The organism is Serratia sp. HMSC15F11 (assembly GCF_001808215.1).
GTDB lineage: Bacteria > Pseudomonadota > Gammaproteobacteria > Enterobacterales > Enterobacteriaceae > Serratia > Serratia nevei.
Genome location: NZ_KV792486.1, coordinates 15,860 through 35,898 on the forward strand (window position 1 = coordinate 15,860; position 20,039 = coordinate 35,898).

Annotated in this window: 17 protein-coding genes; 11 read left to right on the top strand and 6 right to left on the bottom strand. The window is 62.3% G+C overall.

Features of this window, described 5'->3' with window-relative positions; genetic code table 11:
- Window positions 1–37 precede the first annotated feature (37 nt).
- The 3 genes from HMPREF3138_RS16995 to HMPREF3138_RS17005 are packed head-to-tail and all read left to right on the top strand — an operon-like array spanning window position 38 to window position 3,882.
- Window positions 38–1,408: a sucrose-specific PTS transporter subunit IIBC gene (locus HMPREF3138_RS16995; protein ID WP_038879402.1), complete on the top strand. Its 1,371-nt coding sequence runs from the start codon at window positions 38–40 to the stop codon at window positions 1,406–1,408.
- Window positions 1,408–2,817 (top strand): sucrose-6-phosphate hydrolase, encoded by a 1,410-nt coding sequence (locus HMPREF3138_RS17000; RefSeq protein ID WP_038879789.1) that lies wholly within the window; start codon window positions 1,408–1,410, stop codon window positions 2,815–2,817. Before HMPREF3138_RS16995 ends, HMPREF3138_RS17000 begins: the two co-directional genes overlap by 1 nt.
- 21 nt (window positions 2,818–2,838) lie before the next feature.
- Window positions 2,839–3,882, top strand: coding sequence for a LacI family DNA-binding transcriptional regulator (locus HMPREF3138_RS17005; RefSeq protein ID WP_038879406.1), 1,044 nt, complete (start codon window positions 2,839–2,841; stop codon window positions 3,880–3,882).
- 55 nt (window positions 3,883–3,937) lie between these two features.
- Here the strand turns inward: HMPREF3138_RS17005 and exbD are convergent, their stop codons facing one another.
- A complete protein-coding gene (exbD, locus tag HMPREF3138_RS17010) occupies window positions 3,938–4,360 on the bottom strand; it encodes a TonB system transport protein ExbD (protein ID WP_004937307.1) in 423 nt (140 codons plus the stop codon).
- Between the two features lie 3 nt (window positions 4,361–4,363).
- Window positions 4,364–5,335, bottom strand: a complete 972-nt coding sequence (gene exbB / locus HMPREF3138_RS17015; RefSeq protein WP_072145083.1) for a tol-pal system-associated acyl-CoA thioesterase — start codon at window positions 5,333–5,335, stop codon at window positions 4,364–4,366.
- Between the two features lie 431 nt (window positions 5,336–5,766).
- Between exbB and metC the strand changes: the two genes are divergently transcribed.
- Both metC and HMPREF3138_RS17025 read left to right on the top strand, forming a co-directional pair.
- Complete coding sequence (metC, locus tag HMPREF3138_RS17020; protein WP_038879409.1) at window positions 5,767–6,963, top strand: cystathionine beta-lyase; 1,197 nt, start codon at window positions 5,767–5,769, stop codon at window positions 6,961–6,963.
- A 145-nt stretch (window positions 6,964–7,108) separates the two neighbouring features.
- Complete coding sequence (locus HMPREF3138_RS17025; protein ID WP_038879412.1) at window positions 7,109–7,768, top strand: DedA family protein; 660 nt, start codon at window positions 7,109–7,111, stop codon at window positions 7,766–7,768.
- Window positions 7,769–7,778: 10 nt separating this feature from the next.
- Here the strand turns inward: HMPREF3138_RS17025 and HMPREF3138_RS17030 are convergent, their stop codons facing one another.
- Window positions 7,779–8,699, bottom strand: a complete 921-nt coding sequence (locus tag HMPREF3138_RS17030) for a LysR family transcriptional regulator (RefSeq protein WP_038879415.1) — start codon at window positions 8,697–8,699, stop codon at window positions 7,779–7,781.
- A gap of 107 nt (window positions 8,700–8,806) precedes the next feature.
- On the opposite strand from HMPREF3138_RS17030, the gene HMPREF3138_RS17035 reads away from it, so the two are divergent.
- Window positions 8,807–9,835 carry a zinc-dependent alcohol dehydrogenase family protein gene (locus tag HMPREF3138_RS17035; RefSeq protein WP_070559195.1) on the top strand — a complete coding sequence of 343 codons (1,029 nt, stop codon included), beginning with the start codon at window positions 8,807–8,809 and terminating at the stop codon, window positions 9,833–9,835.
- 7 nt (window positions 9,836–9,842) lie between these two features.
- Here HMPREF3138_RS17035 and HMPREF3138_RS17040 read toward each other — a convergent pair whose 3' ends face one another.
- Entirely contained in the window at window positions 9,843–10,730 is an 888-nt protein-coding gene (locus HMPREF3138_RS17040) for an AraC family transcriptional regulator (RefSeq protein ID WP_176602459.1), read from the bottom strand.
- A 226-nt stretch (window positions 10,731–10,956) separates the two neighbouring features.
- On the opposite strand from HMPREF3138_RS17040, the gene yqhD reads away from it, so the two are divergent.
- The 3 genes from yqhD to HMPREF3138_RS17055 all read left to right on the top strand — a co-directional run bounded on the left by yqhD (window position 10,957) and on the right by HMPREF3138_RS17055 (window position 13,980).
- Window positions 10,957–12,120 (top strand): alcohol dehydrogenase, encoded by a 1,164-nt coding sequence (gene yqhD, locus HMPREF3138_RS17045; RefSeq protein ID WP_038879425.1) that lies wholly within the window; start codon window positions 10,957–10,959, stop codon window positions 12,118–12,120.
- Window positions 12,121–12,406: 286 nt separating this feature from the next.
- Window positions 12,407–13,231: a 2,5-didehydrogluconate reductase DkgA gene (gene dkgA / locus HMPREF3138_RS17050; RefSeq protein WP_038879427.1), complete on the top strand. Its 825-nt coding sequence runs from the start codon at window positions 12,407–12,409 to the stop codon at window positions 13,229–13,231.
- 143 nt (window positions 13,232–13,374) lie between these two features.
- Window positions 13,375–13,980 carry a transglycosylase SLT domain-containing protein gene (locus tag HMPREF3138_RS17055; protein WP_038879430.1) on the top strand — a complete coding sequence of 202 codons (606 nt, stop codon included), beginning with the start codon at window positions 13,375–13,377 and terminating at the stop codon, window positions 13,978–13,980.
- 63 nt (window positions 13,981–14,043) lie between these two features.
- On the opposite strand, the gene HMPREF3138_RS17060 is transcribed toward HMPREF3138_RS17055, so the two are convergent.
- Window positions 14,044–16,212, bottom strand: coding sequence for a YgiQ family radical SAM protein (locus tag HMPREF3138_RS17060; RefSeq protein ID WP_038879433.1), 2,169 nt, complete (start codon window positions 16,210–16,212; stop codon window positions 14,044–14,046).
- An 80-nt stretch (window positions 16,213–16,292) separates the two neighbouring features.
- Entirely contained in the window at window positions 16,293–17,027 is a 735-nt protein-coding gene (locus HMPREF3138_RS17065) for a GntR family transcriptional regulator (RefSeq protein ID WP_038879436.1), read from the bottom strand.
- Between the two features lie 658 nt (window positions 17,028–17,685).
- On the opposite strand from HMPREF3138_RS17065, the gene HMPREF3138_RS17070 reads away from it, so the two are divergent.
- Both HMPREF3138_RS17070 and HMPREF3138_RS17075 read left to right on the top strand, forming a co-directional pair.
- A complete protein-coding gene (locus HMPREF3138_RS17070) occupies window positions 17,686–19,083 on the top strand; it encodes a purine-cytosine permease family protein (protein WP_038879439.1) in 1,398 nt (465 codons plus the stop codon).
- On the top strand, window positions 19,080–20,012 hold the full coding sequence (locus tag HMPREF3138_RS17075; RefSeq protein ID WP_038879442.1) for a PfkB family carbohydrate kinase: 933 nt from the start codon (window positions 19,080–19,082) through the stop codon (window positions 20,010–20,012). Before HMPREF3138_RS17070 ends, HMPREF3138_RS17075 begins: the two co-directional genes overlap by 4 nt.
- Window positions 20,013–20,039: the final 27 nt, after the last annotated feature.

Sequence of the window (20,039 nt, forward strand, 5' to 3'; positions counted from 1 at the left end):
ACTGCGCAGCGGCATTTTTATTTAGCAAGGGGACAACATGGACATTACCGCAACCGCCAACGCGCTGTTGCCGCTGCTCGGTGGTAAAGAGAATATCGCCAGCGCCGCCCACTGCGCCACGCGCCTGCGCCTGGTACTGGTGGACGACAGCAAAGTGGATAAAGAGGCCATCGGCAAACTGGACGGCGTCAAAGGCTGCTTCAGCAACGCCGGTCAGATCCAGGTGATCTTCGGCACCGGGCTGGTCAACAAGGTGCATGCGGAATTCATCAAGGCGGCGGGCGTCAGCGAATCCAGCAAGGCCGAAGCCGCCGATATTGCGGCGAAAAAGCTCAACCCGCTGCAGCGCATCGCCCGCCTGCTGTCGAACATCTTCGTGCCGATCATCCCGGCGATCGTCGCTTCCGGCCTGTTGATGGGGCTGCTCGGCATGGTGAAAACCTACGGCTGGGCCGATGCCAACAGCGCGCTGTTCATCATGCTGGATATGTTCAGCTCGGCGGCGTTCATTATCCTGCCGATTCTGATCGGCTTTACCGCCGCACGCGAATTCGGCGGCAATCCCTACTTGGGCGCCACGCTCGGCGGCATTTTGACGCATCCGGCGCTGACCAACGCCTGGGGCGTCGCCGGAGGGTTCCACACCATGAACTTCTTCGGTCTGGACATCGCCATGATCGGCTATCAGGGCACCGTGTTCCCGGTGCTGCTGACGGTGTGGTTCATGAGCCTGCTGGAGAAACGGCTGCGCAAAGTGATCCCCAACGCGCTCGATCTGATCCTGACGCCGTTCCTGACGGTGGTCATCTCAGGCTTTGTCGCCCTGCTGTTTATCGGCCCCGCCGGCCGCGCGCTGGGCGATGGTATCTCCTTCGTGCTCAGCACGCTGATTGCCCATGCGGGATGGTTCGCCGGGCTGCTGTTCGGCGGCCTCTATTCCGCTATCGTCATCACCGGCATTCACCACAGTTTCCATGCGGTAGAGGCCGGGCTGCTCGGTAACCCCAATATCGGCGTCAACTTCCTGCTGCCTATCTGGTCGATGGCCAACATCGCGCAGGGCGGCGCCTGCCTGGCGGTGTATTTCAAAACCCGCGACGCCAAAATCAAAGCCATCGCGGTGCCTTCGGCCTTTTCCGCCATGCTCGGCATCACCGAGGCGGCGCTGTTCGGCATCAACCTGCGCTTCGTGAAGCCTTTCCTGGCGGCGCTGGCGGGCGGCGCGCTCGGCGGCGCCTGGGTAGTGGCCAACCACGTCGGCATGAACGCGGTCGGGCTGACGGCGATCCCCGGCATGGCGATCGTGCAGGCCAGTTCGCTGGTCAGCTATATCATCGGCCTGGCAATCGCTTTTGGCAGCGCCTTCGTGCTCTCCCTGCTGCTGAAATACAACACGGACGCACAATGATGGAAGAACTCAGCTTAATCAAACAGGCACTGCGGGCGGTCATGAACGGCCAGCCACTCGCGCTGCGCGATCCGCACCGCCCGACCTGGCATCTGGCGCCCAGCGTTGGCTTGCTGAACGATCCCAACGGCTTTATCCAGTACAACGGCGTTTATCACCTGTTCTATCAGTGGAATCCGCTGGGCTGCGATCATCGCAACAAGTGCTGGGGACACTGGCAGTCGATCGATTTAGTGCATTGGGAACATCAGCCGCTCGCCCTGGCACCGGGCGCCTGTTACGACAGCCACGGCTGTTACTCCGGCTCGGCGGTGGTGGCGGAAGACAAAGTCACGCTGATCTACACCGGCAACGTGAAATTCCCCGACGGTTCACGCACCGCTTACCAATGCCTGGCTCAGGCAAGCGATCGGGGCGAATACCGCAAACTCGGGCCGGTGCTGCCGCTGCCGGAGGGCTACAGCGGCCACGTACGCGACCCGAAAGTGTGGCGTCATCAGGATGCCTGGTACATGGTGCTCGGCGCGCGTGACTTGCAGGATCGCGGCAAGGTGCTGCTGCTGCGCTCCAGCAATCTGCGCGACTGGCAAGCGCTGGGAGAGATCGCCGGTTCCGGCCTGAATGACCTGGGCGAATTCGGCTACATGTGGGAGTGCCCGGATCTGTTCTCGCTGGACGGCGGCGACGTGTTGATCTGCTGCCCGCAGGGGCTGGCGCCACAGCCGGAACGCTACCTCAACCGTTATCAGGCCGGCTATCTGCTCGGCAAGCTGGATTATCGGCAGGCGGCCTTCAGCCACGGCGAATTTCACGAGCTGGACGCCGGCTTCGAGTTCTACGCGCCCCAGACGACGCTGGCAGAAGATGGCCGCCGCCTGCTGTTCGCCTGGATGGGCGTGCCCGAGCAAGATGAAGAAGCCCATCCGACGCGCCGTTATGGCTGGATCCACACCATGACCTGCCCACGCGAGCTGTCGCTGCGGCATGGCCGCCTCCACCAGCGCCCAGCGCACGAGTTGCAACAGCTGCGCGGCGAGCGAGAAGACTGGCGAGGCCGCGCCGATGACGCCCCCACCTATGCGCTGGGCGCCGCGGAGCTGCAGCTGACGCCGCAGGGCGCGTTCAGCGCCGCCTTTGGCGACGCGATGACGCTGAACTGGGACGGCGAGCGGCTGCAGCTGACGCGCGCCTCTCTGGCCGACGGCCGGCCGGAGCACCGTTACTGGCGCGGCCAGGTCACGCATCTGCAGCTGCTGTTCGATCGCTCCAGCGTGGAGATCTTCATCAACCACGGCGAGGCGGTGATGAGCGCGCGCTACTTCCCGGCAGGTGAACCGCAACTGCGGCTGAACGGGAGCGCGCCGCTGGCGTTGGAATACTGGCCGCTGACGCCATGCATGCTAGAATGACGCATCCTCCGATGACTTCAGATGGCGTCAGTGAAAAAAAATAAACGCATTACCATCAGTGACATCGCCACGCTGGCCGGGGTGTCGAAATCGACTGCCAGCCTGGTGCTGAACGGCCGCAGCAAGGAATACCGGGTGTCCGACGACACCCGCGATCGCATTCTGGCGCTGGCGCACGAACACCATTATCAGCCCAGCATCCACGCCCGCTCTTTGCGCTCCAACCGCAGCCACACGCTGGGGCTGGTGGTGCCGGAGATGACCAACTACGGCTTTGCGGTGATCTCGCGCGAGCTGGAAACGCTGTGCCGCGAAGCCGGTCTGCAGCTGTTGATCGCCTGCACCGATGAAAACCCGGCGCAGGAGATGATGGCAGTGAACAGTCTGGTGCAGCGGCAAGTCGACGGTTTGATCGTCGCCTCCAGTCAGCTGAACGACGCGGAATACCAGAAGATCAACGCCGGGCTCCCGGTGGTGCAGATGGACCGCCTGATCGCCGGTTCCGAGCTGCCGCTGGTGATCACCGATTCGGTTAATGCGACCGCCGACCTGGTGGAAAAGGTCGCGCGCCAACATCCGGATGAGATCTATTTTCTCGGCGGGCAGCCGCGCATTTCGCCGACCCGCGATCGGCTGGCCGGCTTCCAGCTTGGCCTGGAGCGCGCCGGCGTAACGTGCAAACCGGAATGGATCATCAACGGCAGCTACCACCCCAGCTCGGGTTACGAGATGTTCGCTCAGCTGTGCGCACAGCTGGGGCGTCCGCCCAAAGCGCTGTTCACCGCGGCCTGTGGCCTGCTGGAAGGGGTGTTGCGTTATCTGACGCAGCATCAGCTGATGGAGAGCGACATCCACCTGTGCAGCTTCGACGATCACTACCTGTTCGATTGCATGACGCTGAAGATAGATACGGTCGCGCAAGACTGCCGGGCGCTGGCGCAGCATAGTTTCGACCAGGTTACCGCGCTCATCGATGAGCGGCCGCTGGAACAGAATGCGCTTTATCTGCCGGGCCGCATCCACTGGCGCCATGCCGGTTCCCGGGCGTTGTTGGCCGGGGAGTGATATTTCTGAATCAATAAAAAAGGGCGCCTGAGCGCCCTTTATCGTTTTGCTGCCGCTACTTGGCGGCGCCTTCCATGCCCACCAGCCCCACTTTCAGGTAGCCGGCTTTACGCAGGGTGTCCATCACGCTCATCAGCGTTTCATAGTCCACGCTCTTGTCCGCCTGGAAGAAGATGGTGGTTTCTTTGTTCGCCTGAGTGCGTTGATCCAGCACCGAAGTCAGCTGATCGGCATTCACCGGCTGATCGCCGACGTAGAGCTGCTTGTCGGCCTTCACCGACAGGAACACCGGTTTTTCCGGCCGCGGCTGCGGTTTGGCGGAAGAAGCCGGCAGATCGACGCGAATATCTACCGTTGCCAACGGCGCGGCCACCATAAAGATGATCAACAGCACCAACATAACGTCGATAAACGGCGTCACGTTGATTTCATGCAGTTCGCCGCTGTCGTCCAGATCTTCATTTAAGCGCATCGCCATGACTCACCCCGCCCGCAGTTGGTGTGCGTGCTGTGAGCGCTTGGCTTCCGCCGTTGCGGCCAGATCCAGATCGCGGCCCTGCAGCAGCAAGACCTGCGCCGCTACGTCGCCCACCTGGGCGCGATGGCCGCTGATGACGCGGGTGAAGATATTGTAGATAACGACGGCAGGGATCGCCGCGACCAGGCCCAGCGCGGTCGCCAGCAGCGCCTCTGCGATGCCCGGCGCCACGACCGCCAGGTTGGTGGTCTGCGAATGGGCGATGCCGATGAAGCTGTTCATGATGCCCCACACGGTGCCGAACAGGCCGACGAACGGCGAGATGGCGCCGATGGTAGCCAGGAAACCGTTGCCGCGGCCCATGTTGCGGCTGTAGGCCGCCACGCGGCGCTCGAGGCGGAAGCCGGTACGCTCTTTAATGCCGTTGTTGTCGTTGGATTCCGCAGACAGCTCCAGCTCATTTTGCGCATCGTTCAGCAACACCGCGCTGACGCTTTCCGGGCCGAAGTTTTGCGCCAGCTCGGAGGCTTCATCCAACGAGCGCGCTTCGGCCAGCGCCAGCTGTTCGCGGCGCAGACGGCGCTTGGCCCGCAGCAGTTCGCTGCCTTTGGAGAACAGAATGGTCCAGGTCACGATCGAGGCCAGCACCAGGCCGATCATTACCGCTTTCACCACCGCGTCGGCGTGCTGGTACATGCCCCAAACGGACAGGTCCATGCCGCGGGTTTCCGGTGGCTGGATCGTTGGCGCCGGGTTCACCGGCGTGATGCTCTCCGGCGCGGCGGCTGCAGGCGCGGTGGTCGGCGCAACGCTTTCGGTAACGGCCGGATTGGCCGCCGGCGCTGCCTGCGCGCTGCCGGCCAGCCCCACGACCAGCACCATAGAAGCCATCAGGCTGCGGCCGAAGGCCTTGCCCCACTGCGCCCGGCCCTGGCCGAACGATCCTTGATTTAAATTCTTGCCAGCCGTTTTCACGCTGTGCCTCCACCCATTACCGATCAAAATTAAGGAATAATTCAGCGTGCGATCATATCAAACCAACCGGGGATTGATAGTAGTTCTCATTATTATTTACCAAATAAACGAGAAAATTTTAGCCAGCCCCGCCGCAAAGCGCCAATCTGCGCCCGTTCACCGCCAAACGCCCCTTTTATGGGCTTATTTCGTTACTTTTCTCCCACAACGACGCAACAAGGCCACGCTGCCGAACGGCGTCTTGACCGAGGAATGGGCTTCTCTCTCGCACCACGGCAGAAGGATGAGGTGAGAAAGGCGCGCCCGGCAGCCAATTATAGCCGTTTCTATATCTGGAAGTTAAAACGTCTGGATGGCCATATTAACTCATGCTAACGTAAGGGCTATCGCAAACGGGCACGTGCAGAGCAACCAGAGGTGAGCCAGGTACCATGACGTCAAAACACATCGAAACCACGCTGATCGGCGCCGGCCGCGGCAAACGCTACACCCAGGGCTCCGTCAATCCCGTCACGCAACGCGCCTCTTCTTTGGTTTTCGACTCCGTCGCCGCCAAAAAGCATGCCACCGCGCAACGCGCCCACGGCGAGCTGTTTTACGGCCGACGCGGCACGCTGACCCACTTCGCCCTGCAGGATGCGATGGTAGAACTGGAGGGCGGCGCCGGCTGCGTGCTGTACCCCTGCGGCGCCGCGGCGGTGGCCAATGCGATCCTGTCGTTCGTCGGCGCCGGCGATCACCTGCTGGTCACGGGCTCGGCGTACGAACCGACCCAGGATTTCTGCACCCATATCCTCGGCCGCATGAACGTCAGCACCACCTATTTCGATCCGCTGATCGGCGCCGACATCGCCACGCTGATCCAACCCAATACCCGCGTGGTGTTCCTTGAGTCCCCCGGCTCCATCACCCTGGAAGTGCAGGACATTCCGGCGATGGTGCAGGCCATTCGCGCCGTAGCGCCGGAGGTGGTGATCATGATCGACAATACCTGGGCGGCGGGCGTGCTGTTCAAGGCGTTGGATTTCGACATCGACATTTCGATTCAGGCCGGCACCAAATACCTGATCGGCCATTCCGATTACATGCTCGGCACCGCCGTCGCCAACGCGCGCTGTTGGGATCGGCTGCGCGAGTACTCCTACCTGATGGGGCAGATGGTGGATGCCGACACCGCCTACATGGCGAGCCGCGGCCTGCGCACCCTGAGCGTGCGCCTGAAGCAGCACGAACGCAGCAGCATCGAAGTCGCCCACTGGCTGGCGGCGCGGCCGGAAGTGGCGACGGTCAATCACCCGGCCCTGCCCAGCTGCAAGGGCCACGAGTTCTACCGCCGTGACTTCAGCGGCTGCAACGGGCTGTTCTCCTTCGTGCTGAAAGAGCGCTTGGACGATGCGCAGTTGGCCGCCTACCTGGACAACTTCAGCCACTTCAGCATGGCCTACTCCTGGGGCGGCTTCGAGTCGCTGATCCTGGCCAACCAGCCGGAAGAGCTGGAAGCGATCCGTCCGGCAGGCGGCGTCGATTTCTCCGGCACGCTGGTGCGCCTGCACATCGGCCTGGAGAACGTCGAAGACCTGATCGCCGATCTGGCGGCCGGTTTCGATCGCCTCAACGGCGTGCGCTAAGGCGGATTCCGCTAATTTTCTTCGTCTCGTTTAATGTCGGCTTAAGCTATTAGCGGTACACTACCCGGGTAACTGTCAGATACGGTAACCGCCGCACCCTGGAGAACGTGACCCTGGGCGCAACCGGCATGCAACAGGACATAAAATGGATGTATTACGAGAGATTATTCATGCGCTTTGGCAGCAGGACTTTATCGCCCTCGCCGATCCAAGCGTAATTTGGGTGGTTTACGCCGTACTTTTCACCACTCTGTTTTTGGAAAACGGACTGCTGCCCGCCTCCTTCCTCCCCGGCGACAGCCTGCTGCTGCTGTCGGGTGCGCTGATCGCCAAAGGCGTGATGGGCTTTGCCCCCACCCTGCTGATTCTGACCGCCGCCGCCGGCCTCGGCTGCTGGCTGAGCTATATCCAGGGCCGCTGGCTGGGCCACACCGGCCTGGTGAAGGGCTGGCTGCTGCAGCTGCCGGCGCAATATCACCAGCGCGCGCATAACCTGTTCAACCGCCACGGGCTGACGGCGCTGCTGATCGGTCGCTTCCTCGGCTTCGTGCGCACCCTGCTGCCGACCATGGCCGGCATTTCCGGGCTCAACAGCTCACGCTTCCAGGTGTTCAACTGGCTGAGCGCGGCGATCTGGGTTTGCGCGCTGGTGGGCCTCGGCTACGCTTTCAGCCAAATCCCGCTGGTGAAGCGCTACGAAAGCCAGGTGATGACCGGCCTGATGCTGCTGCCGCTGCTGCTGCTGTTCGTCGGCCTGCTGGGCGCCATGCTGGTGATCTGGCGTAAAAAGCGCGCCTCCTCCTGAGCCCGGCGCACTACAGCGCCTTCTCGACCAACGCCAGACTGGCGGGTAACTTGCTTACCAGCGTATCCACCGCCAGCCGCACCTTCAGCGGCAGGTGAGGCGTGTGCGGCCACACCGCATGCGCTTCAAAGGCGGCGCCCGGCCGGTCACGCAGCAAGCGCACCAGCGCCCCGCTCAACAGCTGCTCACGCACCAGCCAGCACGGCAGCCAGGCAATGCCGAACCCCGCCGTCGCCGCATCCGCAATCGCTTGCAGATCGTCCATTTGCAGCCGGTTAGTCGGCATCACTTCCTGCGGCTTGCCGTCGCTATCCAATACCAACCAGCTGCGCCGTGCACCGGCGCGCATATAGGTCACCGCCTCATGCTGTGCCAGCTGTTCGATGCTGTGCGGTTCACCGCACCGCTGCAGATAGGCCGGCGAGGCGCACAGCGCCATGCGGTGATCGCCGATGCGGCGTGCCACCAGCCCGCCGCTGTTGGCCAGCGTGCCGTTGCGGATCGCCATATCGAAGCCGTCCTCAATCAGATCCACCACCCGATCGTTGAACGACAGCTCCAGCTCCAGGCCCGGGTGCTCGCGCGTCAGCTCGGTCAACAGCGGCGCAATACACATGCGGCCAAACAGCACCGGCATCGATACCCGCAGCCGGCCGCTGACCTGTCGCTTGCCCGACTCCAGCAGCGTTTCCGCACCGCGGATCTCCTCCAGCGCTCGCAGGCAGCGCTCATAGAATAACGCGCCGTCGTCGGTCAGGCTCTGGCTGCGGGTGGTGCGATGAAACAGCCGCACGCCCAGCCGCTGTTCCAGCCGGGCGATGGTTTTCCCCACCGCCGAACGCGACAGGTGCAGCCGGCTGGCCGCCAACGCAAAACTGCCCGCCTCCACGGCGGTGACGAATACCGAAATACCGCTCAACCGATCGCTCATGATTTGTCGCCCTAAAAGAAACAATCTTCGGAAATCTTATCGCCACTGGCGAACCTTCATCAACGATATTATCGACCGGTCGTTAATCGCTGACTTTGGAGAACATCATGACCGACACGATACAACGCTGGACGATGGACGCCCTGGGGCGTGAACACCTGCGGTTGACCGTCGACGCGATCCCGCAGCCGGGGCCACACGAAATCAGAGTGAAAGTGAAAGCGGTCGCGCTCAACTACCGCGACAAACTGATGATTGAAAGCGGCATGGGGCTGACGTTGCCGCAGCCGTTCCCCCCCGCCTCGGACATGGCCGGCGAGGTCGACGCTATCGGCCCCGGCGTCAGCCGCTTCCAACCCGGCGCTAGGGTCATCTCTACCTTCAGCCCCGGTTGGCTCGACGGCCGGCAAAAACCGTACGGCAATGCGCGCCAGGTGCCTTACCACACCCTCGGCGGTTTCTATCAGGGCGTGCTGGCGGAATATGTGATTTTGCATGAGGACTGGCTGGTGGCGGCGCCGGCGTCGCTGGACGACGTGCAGGCCAGCACCCTGCCGTGCGCCGGGCTAACCGCCTGGTTCGCGCTGGTGGAGCAAGGCAAACTGCATGCCGGCGAGACGGTGCTGGTGCAAGGCACCGGCGGGGTGGCGCTGTTCGCGCTGCAGATCGCCAAAGCGCACGGCGCCGAGGTGTATGTGACCTCCGGCAGCGATGAAAAGCTGGCGCGTGCCCAGGCGCTGGGCGCCAGTCACGGCATCAACCGGCTGAAAGGCGATTGGGTGGAAGCAATTTATGCGCTGACGCAGGATCGCGGCATCGACCATGTGATCGACACCGTCGGCGGCCCGAATCTGGGCAACTCGGTACGCGCCGTGGCGGTGGGCGGCCGCATCTCGGTGATCGGCGTGCTGGCGGGCGCCGAGATTTCCGCCCCCGCCGGCCTGCTGCTGCTGAAATCGGCGGAGATCCAGGGCATCGGCGTCGGCCACCGCCGCGCGCTGGAAGATCTGGTGCGCGCCGTGGACGCCGTCAACCTGCAGCCGGTGATCGACCAGGTCTACCGTTTCGATCAGCTGCCGCAGGCGTTGGATCACCTCGATCGCGGACCGTTCGGCAAGATCGTCTTGACCCCGTAAACGCGGTTCAGCCCTCCAGCAGCTGCGGGTTGGCGTCGCGCAGCCGGGCGATTTCATCGCTCGGCGTCATGCCGAACAGGCGCTTGAATTCACGGCTGAACTGCGACGCGCTCTCGTAGCCGACGCGGATCGCCGCCGTGCTGGCCTTCAGGCCGTCATGCACCATCAACAGGCGCGCCTTATGCAGCCGGTACGACTTCACGTATTGCAGCGGCGAGGTGTTGGTCACCGCCTTGAAGTTGTGGTGGAACGCCGAGACGCTCATGTTGACCTCGCTGGCCAACTGTTCGACGTTGAGGTTGTCGGCATATTGATTTTCTATGCGCCGCAGCGCCTTGGCGATCTGGCTGAAGTGGGTATGGCGGTTGACCAGCTCCTGCAGCGACGCACCGCAGGTGCCGCGCAGCACGTAGTAAAGGATTTCGCGCACGATCTGCGGCCCCAGCACCCGGGCATCTAGCGGCTTGGCCATCACGTCCAGCAGGCGTTCGGTGGCGCACAGCAGCGCTTCCGTCAGCTCGGCCAGGTTCACCCCGTTGCTCTCCGCCCGCGGTTGCATCAGGTAGTCGTCGTCGCCAATGTCGATCAGCAAGTCCTGCAGCATTTGGGTATCGATATTGACCGCCAACCCAACCAGCGGCAGTTCCGGGCTGGCGAAGGTTTCGCACTCGAACGGCAGCGGCACCGTCATCAGCAGGTAGTTGCGCGGATCGTACTGGAACATCTTGTTGCCGCAATAGCCCACCTTATGCCCCTGAAAGACGATCACGATCCCCGGCTCGTACATCACCGGTTGGCGCGGGCAGTGGCGATCGACATACAGGATCTTTACCCGTGGCACCGGTGACGGCGTGTAGCCGTTGCCGGTGGCGATAGCCATCGCCTGGCGCGCCATGCGGCTGCGCTGCGCATCGATTTCAATCACGGAAACCCCCTCTTACAGTCAGAACGATTCGGCATAAATAATAATTTAAAACTCGCCATTTCTACAGCGACTTGTAGGAATAGGCAAGAACCAGACAGGAATGTGCATTGTGCGTTGCCGCCAGGTTCCTGACAATACGGGCCAGAAACCTTTGCGCCACTTTGGCGCCCGCCTGACAGAAAGAGAGAAATCACCCATGCAAAACTTCATTCTGCATACCCCAACCAAAATCCTGTTCGGCAAAGACCAAATTGCCGAAGTGGCCGGCCAGATCCCGGCGGACGCACGCATCCTGATCACCTACGGTGGCGGCAGCGTGAAGAAAAACGGCGTGCTGGATCAGGTGTACAGCGCGCTGGCCGGCCGCGACGTGCGGGAGTTCTCCGGCATCGAGCCGAACCCGACCTACGAAACGCTGATGAAAGCGGTCGAGGTGGTGAAGGCGGAAAACATCGATTTCCTGCTGGCGGTCGGCGGCGGTTCGGTGGTTGACGGCACCAAGTTCATCGCCGCCGCCGCCCGTTACACCGCCGACGGCGACGCCTGGCATATCCTGCAGACCGTCGGCAGCCACATCACCGACGCGGTGCCGATGGGCTGCGTGCTGACGCTGCCGGCCACCGGTTCCGAATCCAACAGCGGCGCGGTGATCACCCGTAAAAGCAGCGGCGACAAGCAGCACTTCTTCTCGCCGCTGGTGCAGCCGCGCTTCGCCGTGCTGGATCCGGTGGTGACCTACTCGCTGCCGCCGCGCCAGGTAGCCAACGGCGTGGTCGACGCCTTCGTGCACACTCTGGAGCAGTATCTGACCTACCCGGTGGACGCCAAAGTGCAGGATCGCTTCGCCGAAGGCCTGCTGCTGACCCTGCTGGAAGACGGGCCGCGCGCGCTGGCCGAACCGGAAAACTATGGGGTGCGCGCCAACGTGATGTGGAGCGCCACCATGGCGCTGAACGGCCTGATCGGCGCCGGGGTGCCGCAGGACTGGGCAACCCACATGCTGGGCCACGAGCTGACCGCCATGCACGATCTCGACCACGCGCAAACGCTGGCCATCGTCCTGCCGGCGCTGCTGCACGAGAAGAAAGCGCAGAAGCGCGAAAAACTGCTGCAGTACGCTGACCGCGTCTGGGGCCTGCGCGAAGGCAGCGAAGACAGCCGTATCGACGGTGCCATCGCCGCCACTCGCGCCTTCTTTGAGCAGATGGGCGTACCGACCCGCATGGCGGATTATCAGCTCGACGGCAGCAGCATTCCGGCGCTGCTCGACAAGCTGCATCAGCACGGCATGACCGCCCTGGGCGAGCATCAGGACATCACCCTGGACGTCAGCCGCCGCATTTACGAAGCGGCGCGTTAATCGCAAAACGGCGATTTTTTGCTAGGCTTTAGTCTCCGTCAGCCATTTTTCGCCGCATCCGGCGCCCGGCCGATCACCGGGTGCCGTCAGGCGCCTCCGCGCGCCGCCGATCGTTTCGCCCCCCCGTCTTACCGCTCATTCGCAGGGAGAGCGGGGAGAAAGTCGCCCTCCCGCCACCGCTGAAATTAGGCTGGCAAACCCGGCAACCGCTCATTTTGCCAACTAGAATTTATCTATAGCCGTTTCGGTGCCGCAGGCGCCGCAATCCGTACACAAGGAGATGCGCATGACAACGCAACAACCCATCATCAAACTCCACGATGGTAATCTGATGCCGCAGTTGGGTCTCGGCGTTTGGCAGGCGAGTATTGAAGAGACCACCCGCGCGGTGAGCAAAGCGCTGGAGATCGGTTACCGCTCCATCGACACCGCCGCGATCTACAAGAACGAGGCAGGCGTCGGCGCCGCGCTGCAGTCCAGCTCGCTGCCGCGCAGCGAGCTGTTCATCACCACCAAGCTGTGGAACGACGATCAGGGCGATCCGCTGGCGGCGCTGGAAACCAGTTTGGAAAAACTCAGGCTGGACTATGTTGATCTTTACCTGATCCACTGGCCGCGCCCGCAGCAAGATCAATACGTCTCCGCCTGGCGCGAACTGATCAAGCTGCGCGATCAAGGCCTGGTGAAAAGCATCGGCGTATGCAACTTCCATACGCCGCACCTGCAGCGCCTGCTGGATGAAACCAACGTGGCGCCGGTCATCAACCAGATAGAGCTGCACCCGCTGCTGCAACAGCGCCAGCTGCGCGCCTGGAACGCCACGCACCACATCGCGACCGAATCCTGGAGCCCGCTGGCGCAGGGCGGTGAAGGGGTGTTCGACCAGCCGCTGATCAAGGCGCTGGCCGAGAAATACGAGAAAACCCCGGCGCAGATCGTGGTGCGCTGGCACCTGGACAGCGGCCTTATCGTGATCCCGAAATCGGTCACGCCGTCGCGCATCCGCGAAAACTTCGAGGTGTTTGATTTCAAACTCGATAAGGACGAACTGGGCGAGATCGCCAAGCTGGACGTCGGCAACCGCCTCGGGCCGGATCCGGATACCCTGTAACCCCTCCCCAAGCCCTCTCCCGCCGGAGGGGGCTTTTCCTTCCCGCGCATTGCTCCCTTACGCCGCCTGACGTTATGATGACGACGCCGGAGGCCTCGCCCGCCGGTTAACGCCGTTAAAAAAACAGACAAGCACGGAGCACCATGAAATTCTCTTTCTCACACGGGTTAAGGCTGAGCATGCTTTGCGTCATGCTGGTGCTGGCGGGTTGCGCCGGCAAGAAACAGCGCGTCAGCTACGATCGCCACGCTTTCGATAGCGCCATTAAAGACGCCGCCAGCGAATACGGCGTGGACGCCAAGCTGATCACCGCCATGATCCAGGTGGAGTCCGGCTTCAACCCCGCGGCGGTGAGCAAGTCCAACGCTATCGGCCTGATGCAGCTGAAAGCCGATACCGCCGGCTGCGATGCCTACCGCTACAAAGGCAAACGCGGTTGCCCGGACGCTGACGACCTGCGGGATCCCGACACCAATATCGATCTCGGCGCCGCCTACCTGGCCACCTTGCAAAAACAGCAGCTTAAAGGGATCACGAACCCTGTTACGCTGCGCTACGCCACCATCATCGCCTACGTCAACGGTACCGGCGCGCTGCTGCGCACCTTCTCCAGCAACCGTCAGCAGGCCATCGCGATGATCAACAACCTGTCGCCGGAAGCCTTTAACTGGCACGTGCGCAAATACCACCCCGCTCCGCAGGCGCCGCGCCATTTGATGAAAGTGGAAGCCGCCTACGATAGTTTGTGATGAGCAAAAGTAAAAAGGAGAACCCGAGGGTTCTCCTTTTTGTTTGCGCACGCGGCGTGGCCGTTACGGCTTGGCTTTGCGAATCGGTTTGCGCGGCGGTTGGTTGGACGGCGTGCGCTGCCGATTGATATCGGTATGCTTGGTCAGCGCCGGCCGGGTATGGCGCTGCAGGCGTTTCGCTTCGCGCTGCTCGTCGATGCTCGGTGCCGGCACCAGACACTCGCGGCGGCTGCCGATCAGGTGCTTCAGCCCCATCTCTTCCAGCGCGGTGCGGATCAGCGCCCAGTTGGCCGGATCGTGGTAACGCAGCAGCGCCTTATGCAGGCGGCGTTGGCGATCGCCGCGCGGCACCACCACGTCTTCGCTCTTATACCCCACCTTGCTCAGCGGGTTTTTACCGCTGTAATACATGGTGGTGGAGTTGGCCATCGGCGAAGGATAGAAGTTCTGCACCTGATCGAGGCGGAAACGGTTCTTCTTCAGCCACAGCGCCAGGTTCACCATGTCTTCATCGCGGGTGCCCGGGTGCGACGAGATGAAGTACGGGATCAGGTACTGTTCTTTGCCCGCCTGCTTCGAATAGTGATCAAACAGCTGCTTGAAGCGATCGTAGCTGCCCATGCCCGGCTTCATCATCTTCGACAGCGGCCCTTCTTCGGTGTGCTCCGGCGCGATCTTCAGGTAGCCGCCGACGTGGTGGGTCGCCAGCTCCTTGATATAACGCGGATCTTCCACCGCCAGATCGTAACGAACCCCGGAAGCGATCAGGATCTTCTTGATGCCCTCCAGCGAACGCGCACGGCGATACAGTTTGATGGTCGGCTCGTGGTTGGTGTCCATGTAGGTGCAAATCTCCGGATACACGCACGAGGCGCGGCGGCAGGTCTGCTCGGCGCGCGGGTTGGTGCAGCGCAGCATATACATGTTGGCGGTCGGGCCGCCGAGATCGGAGATCACGCCGGTAAAGCCCGGCACCTTGTCGCGGATCTCTTCGATTTCACGAACGATCGAATCTTCCGAACGGCTCTGGATGATGCGCCCTTCGTGCTCGGTGATCGAACAGAACGAGCAGCCGCCGTAGCAACCGCGCATGATGTTCACCGAGAAACGGATCATGTCATAGGCCGGAATGCGATCCTGGCCGTAGGACGGATGCGGCACGCGCTGATAAGGCAGCGCGAAGACGCTGTCCATCTCCGGCGTGGTCAGCGGGATCGCCGGCGGGTTGATCCACACGTAGCGATCGCCGTGTTTCTGCATCAGCGCGCGGGCGCAGCCCGGGTTGGTTTCATGGTGCAAAATGCGCGAGGTGTGCGCATACAGCACCTTGTCGCCCTTCACTTTCTCGAAGGACGGCAGCAACACGTAGGTCTTCTCCCACGGCTTCGGCTTGGCGGCGCGCACGGTGACAGGCTTGGCTTCCGGCTCTTTCGGCTTGGCGCCGTCGGCGCACGGCAGATCGTCGCCGTACGGGTTCGGGATAGCTTCGATGCGGCCCGGCTTGTCGAGACGGGTGGAATCCACGCCGCTCCAGCCCGGCAGCGCTTCTTTGCGCATCACCGCGGTATTGCGAATATCGTGGATGTCGCCGATCTTCTCACCGGCGGCCAGGCGATGCGCCACTTCCACCAGCGGGCGTTCGCCGTTGCCGTAGATCAGCATGTCGGCTTTGGAATCCACCAGCACCGAGCGGCGCACGGTATCCGACCAATAATCGTAGTGGGCGATGCGGCGCAGGCTGGCTTCGATACCGCCCAGCACGATCGGCACGTCTTTGTAGGCTTCTTTACAACGCTGGCTGTAAACCAGGGTAGCACGATCCGGACGTTTGCCGCCGACGTTGCCGGCGGTGTAAGCATCGTCGTGGCGCAGTTTGCGATCGGCGGTATAGCGGTTGATCATCGAGTCCATGTTGCCGGCGGTGATGCCGAAGAACAGGTTCGGTTTCCCCAACCGCATGAAATCTTCTTTGTTGCTCCAGTCCGGCTGCGCGATGATGCCGACGCGGAAGCCCTGCGCTTCCAGCATGCGGCCGATGATCGCCATGCCGAAGCTCGGATGATCGACATAGGCGTCGCCGCTGATGATGATCACGTCGCAGCTGTCCCAGCCCAGTTGATCCATCTCTGCTCGCGACATCGGTAAAAACGGCGCGGTGCCAAAACATTCCGCCCAATAAGGCTTATAGGAAAACAGTTCACGATCGGGTTGGATCAGGCTGGTGGTGCTCATTCTGCTGCTCTTTTTACAGGTTAATTAATCGCCGGGCGGCGATTATACGCACTAGCAGCAAAAAGAGCATGGTTATTTCGCTAACCGTTCACTTCGAATTCATAAACGTCGCTGCGACACAAGATATCGCTGAACTCCAGCGCCTCACCCTGGGCATTGCGGCTGGTCTGGGTGATGTGCAACAACGGCGCGCCGCACGGCACGTTGAGCAGCTCGGCGACCTCGTCGCTGCAGGACACCGCCTTCAGCAGAAAGTGTTTATCTTCAGGCACGATGCCGCGCGATTGCCATAACGCATACAGCGAATGCTCCAGCTGCCCCGGTTCGGGCAGGAAGCGCGGCGGAATATAGGTGGTTTCCAGCGAGACCGGGCTGCCGTTCAGCAAGCGCAAACGCCGCAGTTTGATCACCTCATCCCCCTCAGCCAGCCCCAGCGCCGCCGCGGCCTTGGCCGGCGCGCCGACCCGGGTGCGCAGCAACCATCGGTTACTGACGCTGCTGCCGTGGCGCAGCGCCTGAGCGGTGAAACCGCTGTCTTTATCGAGGGAATAGCCGATGCGCATCGCTACGCGGGTGCCAACGCCCTGCTGCCGCGAAATCAGCCCTTTCTCCTCCAGCAGCTTCATCGCCTTGCTGACGGTGACGCGCGACAGCGCCAGGCCTTCCGCCATCTGCCGTTCGGGCGGCAAAAACGCCTCTGCCGCCAGCACCTGCTGCCTGATTGCGGTTTCTATCGCCGTCGCCAGCTGAATATAACGCGGCGCTACCGCCCCCTGCGCCAGATGGCCACGCAGCCAGGCCATAAAATCCGTCATTCGCCCGCCCTCTTACCTATGCCATTTGTCTGGATTTCGTTTTTTATCCTATCGCCGATCCGGCGATAAGCCCCTCACCTTAACTAAAATATCGCTAATGTTTTCAGAGTGGCATCACAATTTTTGCCTAATGGACTTTCATTGGATCTAGATCGCGCGTAATCTGTGCTTATTGATGTTGATACATCAATTGCACCAACACCAGGGACCCACTTTAAAAAAAATAAAAAACCCGCTGCCGGCCCTAAAGGATACCCTTGATGGCCGGTAGCGGGGATATACTGTCAGCACAAACGGCCGAGAATAAGCAACGTAGCTAATGGATAGCTTGCTCACTGCTCATAGCCACATCACAGGATCCCCTTGCGGTGGGCGCAACGGTTTGATGTCGGCAAATAGAAACGTTCCCGCTTCGCCAAACCCCGCTGCAGACCCACTCTTTGACTACACTCATTGGCGCCGTGCGGCCGACGTGCCTCACCCGATAAGGTGGATACCGCCCTCACTTTGACAGACCCGGCGGTATCAGCCGCTACACACTGCGCGGAATCGGCGTCTTCACCGACAACGGAATAGCCGGCGTCAACCGCGCCAACGGAATCGATTTTCAGTCAACTGCGGCGGCCCTCGCGGCCCTGCGCTACAGGGATCATTTGCTATGACCGATATCAATCGCAATGAAGCATGGAAGGTAGAAAGCACCGGTATCGATCGGGTACCGGACGCGGAGCAGACCGGCAAGCCCATCGAGCTGTTTTGGATCTGGTCGGCGGCCAATATCGGCATTCTCGGCGTGGTGTACGGCGCCATTATCGTCGGCTTCGGCTTATCCTTCCTGCAATCGGTACTCGCCGCGCTGGTCGGCGTCGCCAGCTTCGTGCTGGTCGGCCTCACCAGCTTCGCCGGCAAGCGCGGGCGCACCTCGACGCTGACGCTCTCGCGGGTGATTTTCGGCCTGAAGGGCAACGTGGCGCCCACCCTGTTCAGTTGGATCAACCTGATGGGCTGGGAAGCGGTCAATGTGATCACCGGCACCCTGACGCTGGCGGCGCTGTTCGAGGCCTTCGGGTTGGGTAGCAGCCACCTGCTGACCGCGCTCAGCCTGCAGCTGTTCGGCGGGCTCACTGTCGTCGTCAGCCTGCTGGGGCAAAATACCGTGGTCTGGATGCAAAGCTGGTTCAGCCGCATCTTCGGCACCATGACGCTGATCGTGGTGCTCTATATCCTGTTCAACACCGAGTGGAGCCAGGTGCTGGCGCTGCCTTCCGGCAGCTGGTTGACCGGCTTCCTGCCGGCGGTATCGGTGATCGCCGCCGGCACCGGCATCAGCTGGGCGATTGCCGGCGCCGATTACAGCCGCTATCAAAGTCCGAGCTCGTCGAGCAAAAGCATTTTCGCCGCGGTAATGGGCGGCGCCTGTTTGCCGCTGATGCTGCTGATGCTGGCCGGCATCCTGCTTTCCGTGCAGCTGCCCGATCTGGCCAGCGCCGCCAACCCCATCGCGCTGATAGGCTCAGTGCTGCCCGCCTGGATGGCGATCCCTTATCTGCTGGCCGCCACCGCCGGCATCGTCACCATCGCGGTGCTCAGCCTGTATTCTGCCAGCCTTAACCTGCTGACCATCGGCGTGCAGGTCAAACAGTGGCTGGCGGTGTCGATCGACGCGGTCGTGGTGCTGGGCATCGCCCTGTATGTGCTGTTCATCTCCGGCGATTTCATGGGGCCGTTCATCTCCTTCCTGGTGTTCTGCGGCGTATTCCTGGCGGCCTGGGAGGCGATTTTCCTGCTCGATTACCTGTGCCTGCGCCGCCGCCACGGGTATGATGGCAACGCTTTGTACGGCCTGCATGGCCAGAACCGCGGCGTGCGCAAAGCCCCGCTGTTCTGCTGGTTCCTCGGCGCCCTGTGCGGCCTGCTGGTCACCAAAACCGGTTTTATCGACGGCCCGCTGGCCAAAGGCTTGTTCGCCGATTCCAGCCTGGGGCTGTTTGTATCGTTCGCGGTGAGTCTGATCGCTTACGGTCTGTACCTGACCCAACGCAGAGAACATCAATGAGTAAGTGGGAAGCTGTAACACCTGTCCTGGTTATTGGGGGCGCGGTCGGCGATCTGGTGATGACGCTGCCGCGCCTGCCGACCAGCGGCGAAGATATCGAAGCCCAGCCGCAGGCGCGGCAAATCGGCGGCTGCGCGTTCAACGTGGCGCGCGCGCTGGTGCGCCTGGAAACGCCGGTGATTAACGGCATGCCGGTTGGCAACGGCGAATGGGGCGCGGCTGTCGAAGCCGCCATGGGCGAACTGGATCTGGAGGTACTGCTGCGCCACGGCCAGATGGACAACGGCTGGTGCCTGGCGCTGGTGGAGCCAAACGGCGAACGCACCTTCATCACGGTGTCCGGTTGCGAAAGCCAATGGAATAAAGCGCAGCTGGCGACGCTGCCGCTGACGGAGCACACCCTGATCTACGCCAGCGGCTACGAGCTGGCGGGCGAAAGCGGCGAAGCGCTGCGCGAGTGGCTGACGCGCATGCCGTTCGACCAACCGCGCCTGATCGATCCCGGCCCGCGCATCGCTCAGCTCAGCGAAGATTTCTTCGCCATGCTCAGCGACAGCCACACCCTATTGACGCTCAACCGCGACGAAGTGGCCGCGCTGTGCGGCGCTGGCGACGCCGTAGAGGCCGCGCAGCGCTATGCCGCCGCCCGTAATCTGACGCTGATCTGCCGCCTGGATCGCGACGGCGCGTGGATCTGCGACGGCCGCACGCCGCCGCTGCACGTTCCCGCCTATCCGGTAGACGTGGTCGACACCATCGGCGCGGGCGATGCCCACTGCGCCGGTTTACTGGCGGGCCTGTCCGCCGGCTGGCCGCTGCCGCAGGCGGTCGATCTGGCCAACCGGGTCGCTGCTTGCGTGGTGGCCAGCCTCGGGGCCGCCAATCCGCCGGACTGGCCGCAGTTGCAACAGCGCTTCCCGCAGGCCTGACGTTTCAGGGCGCAGCCAGGCTGCGCC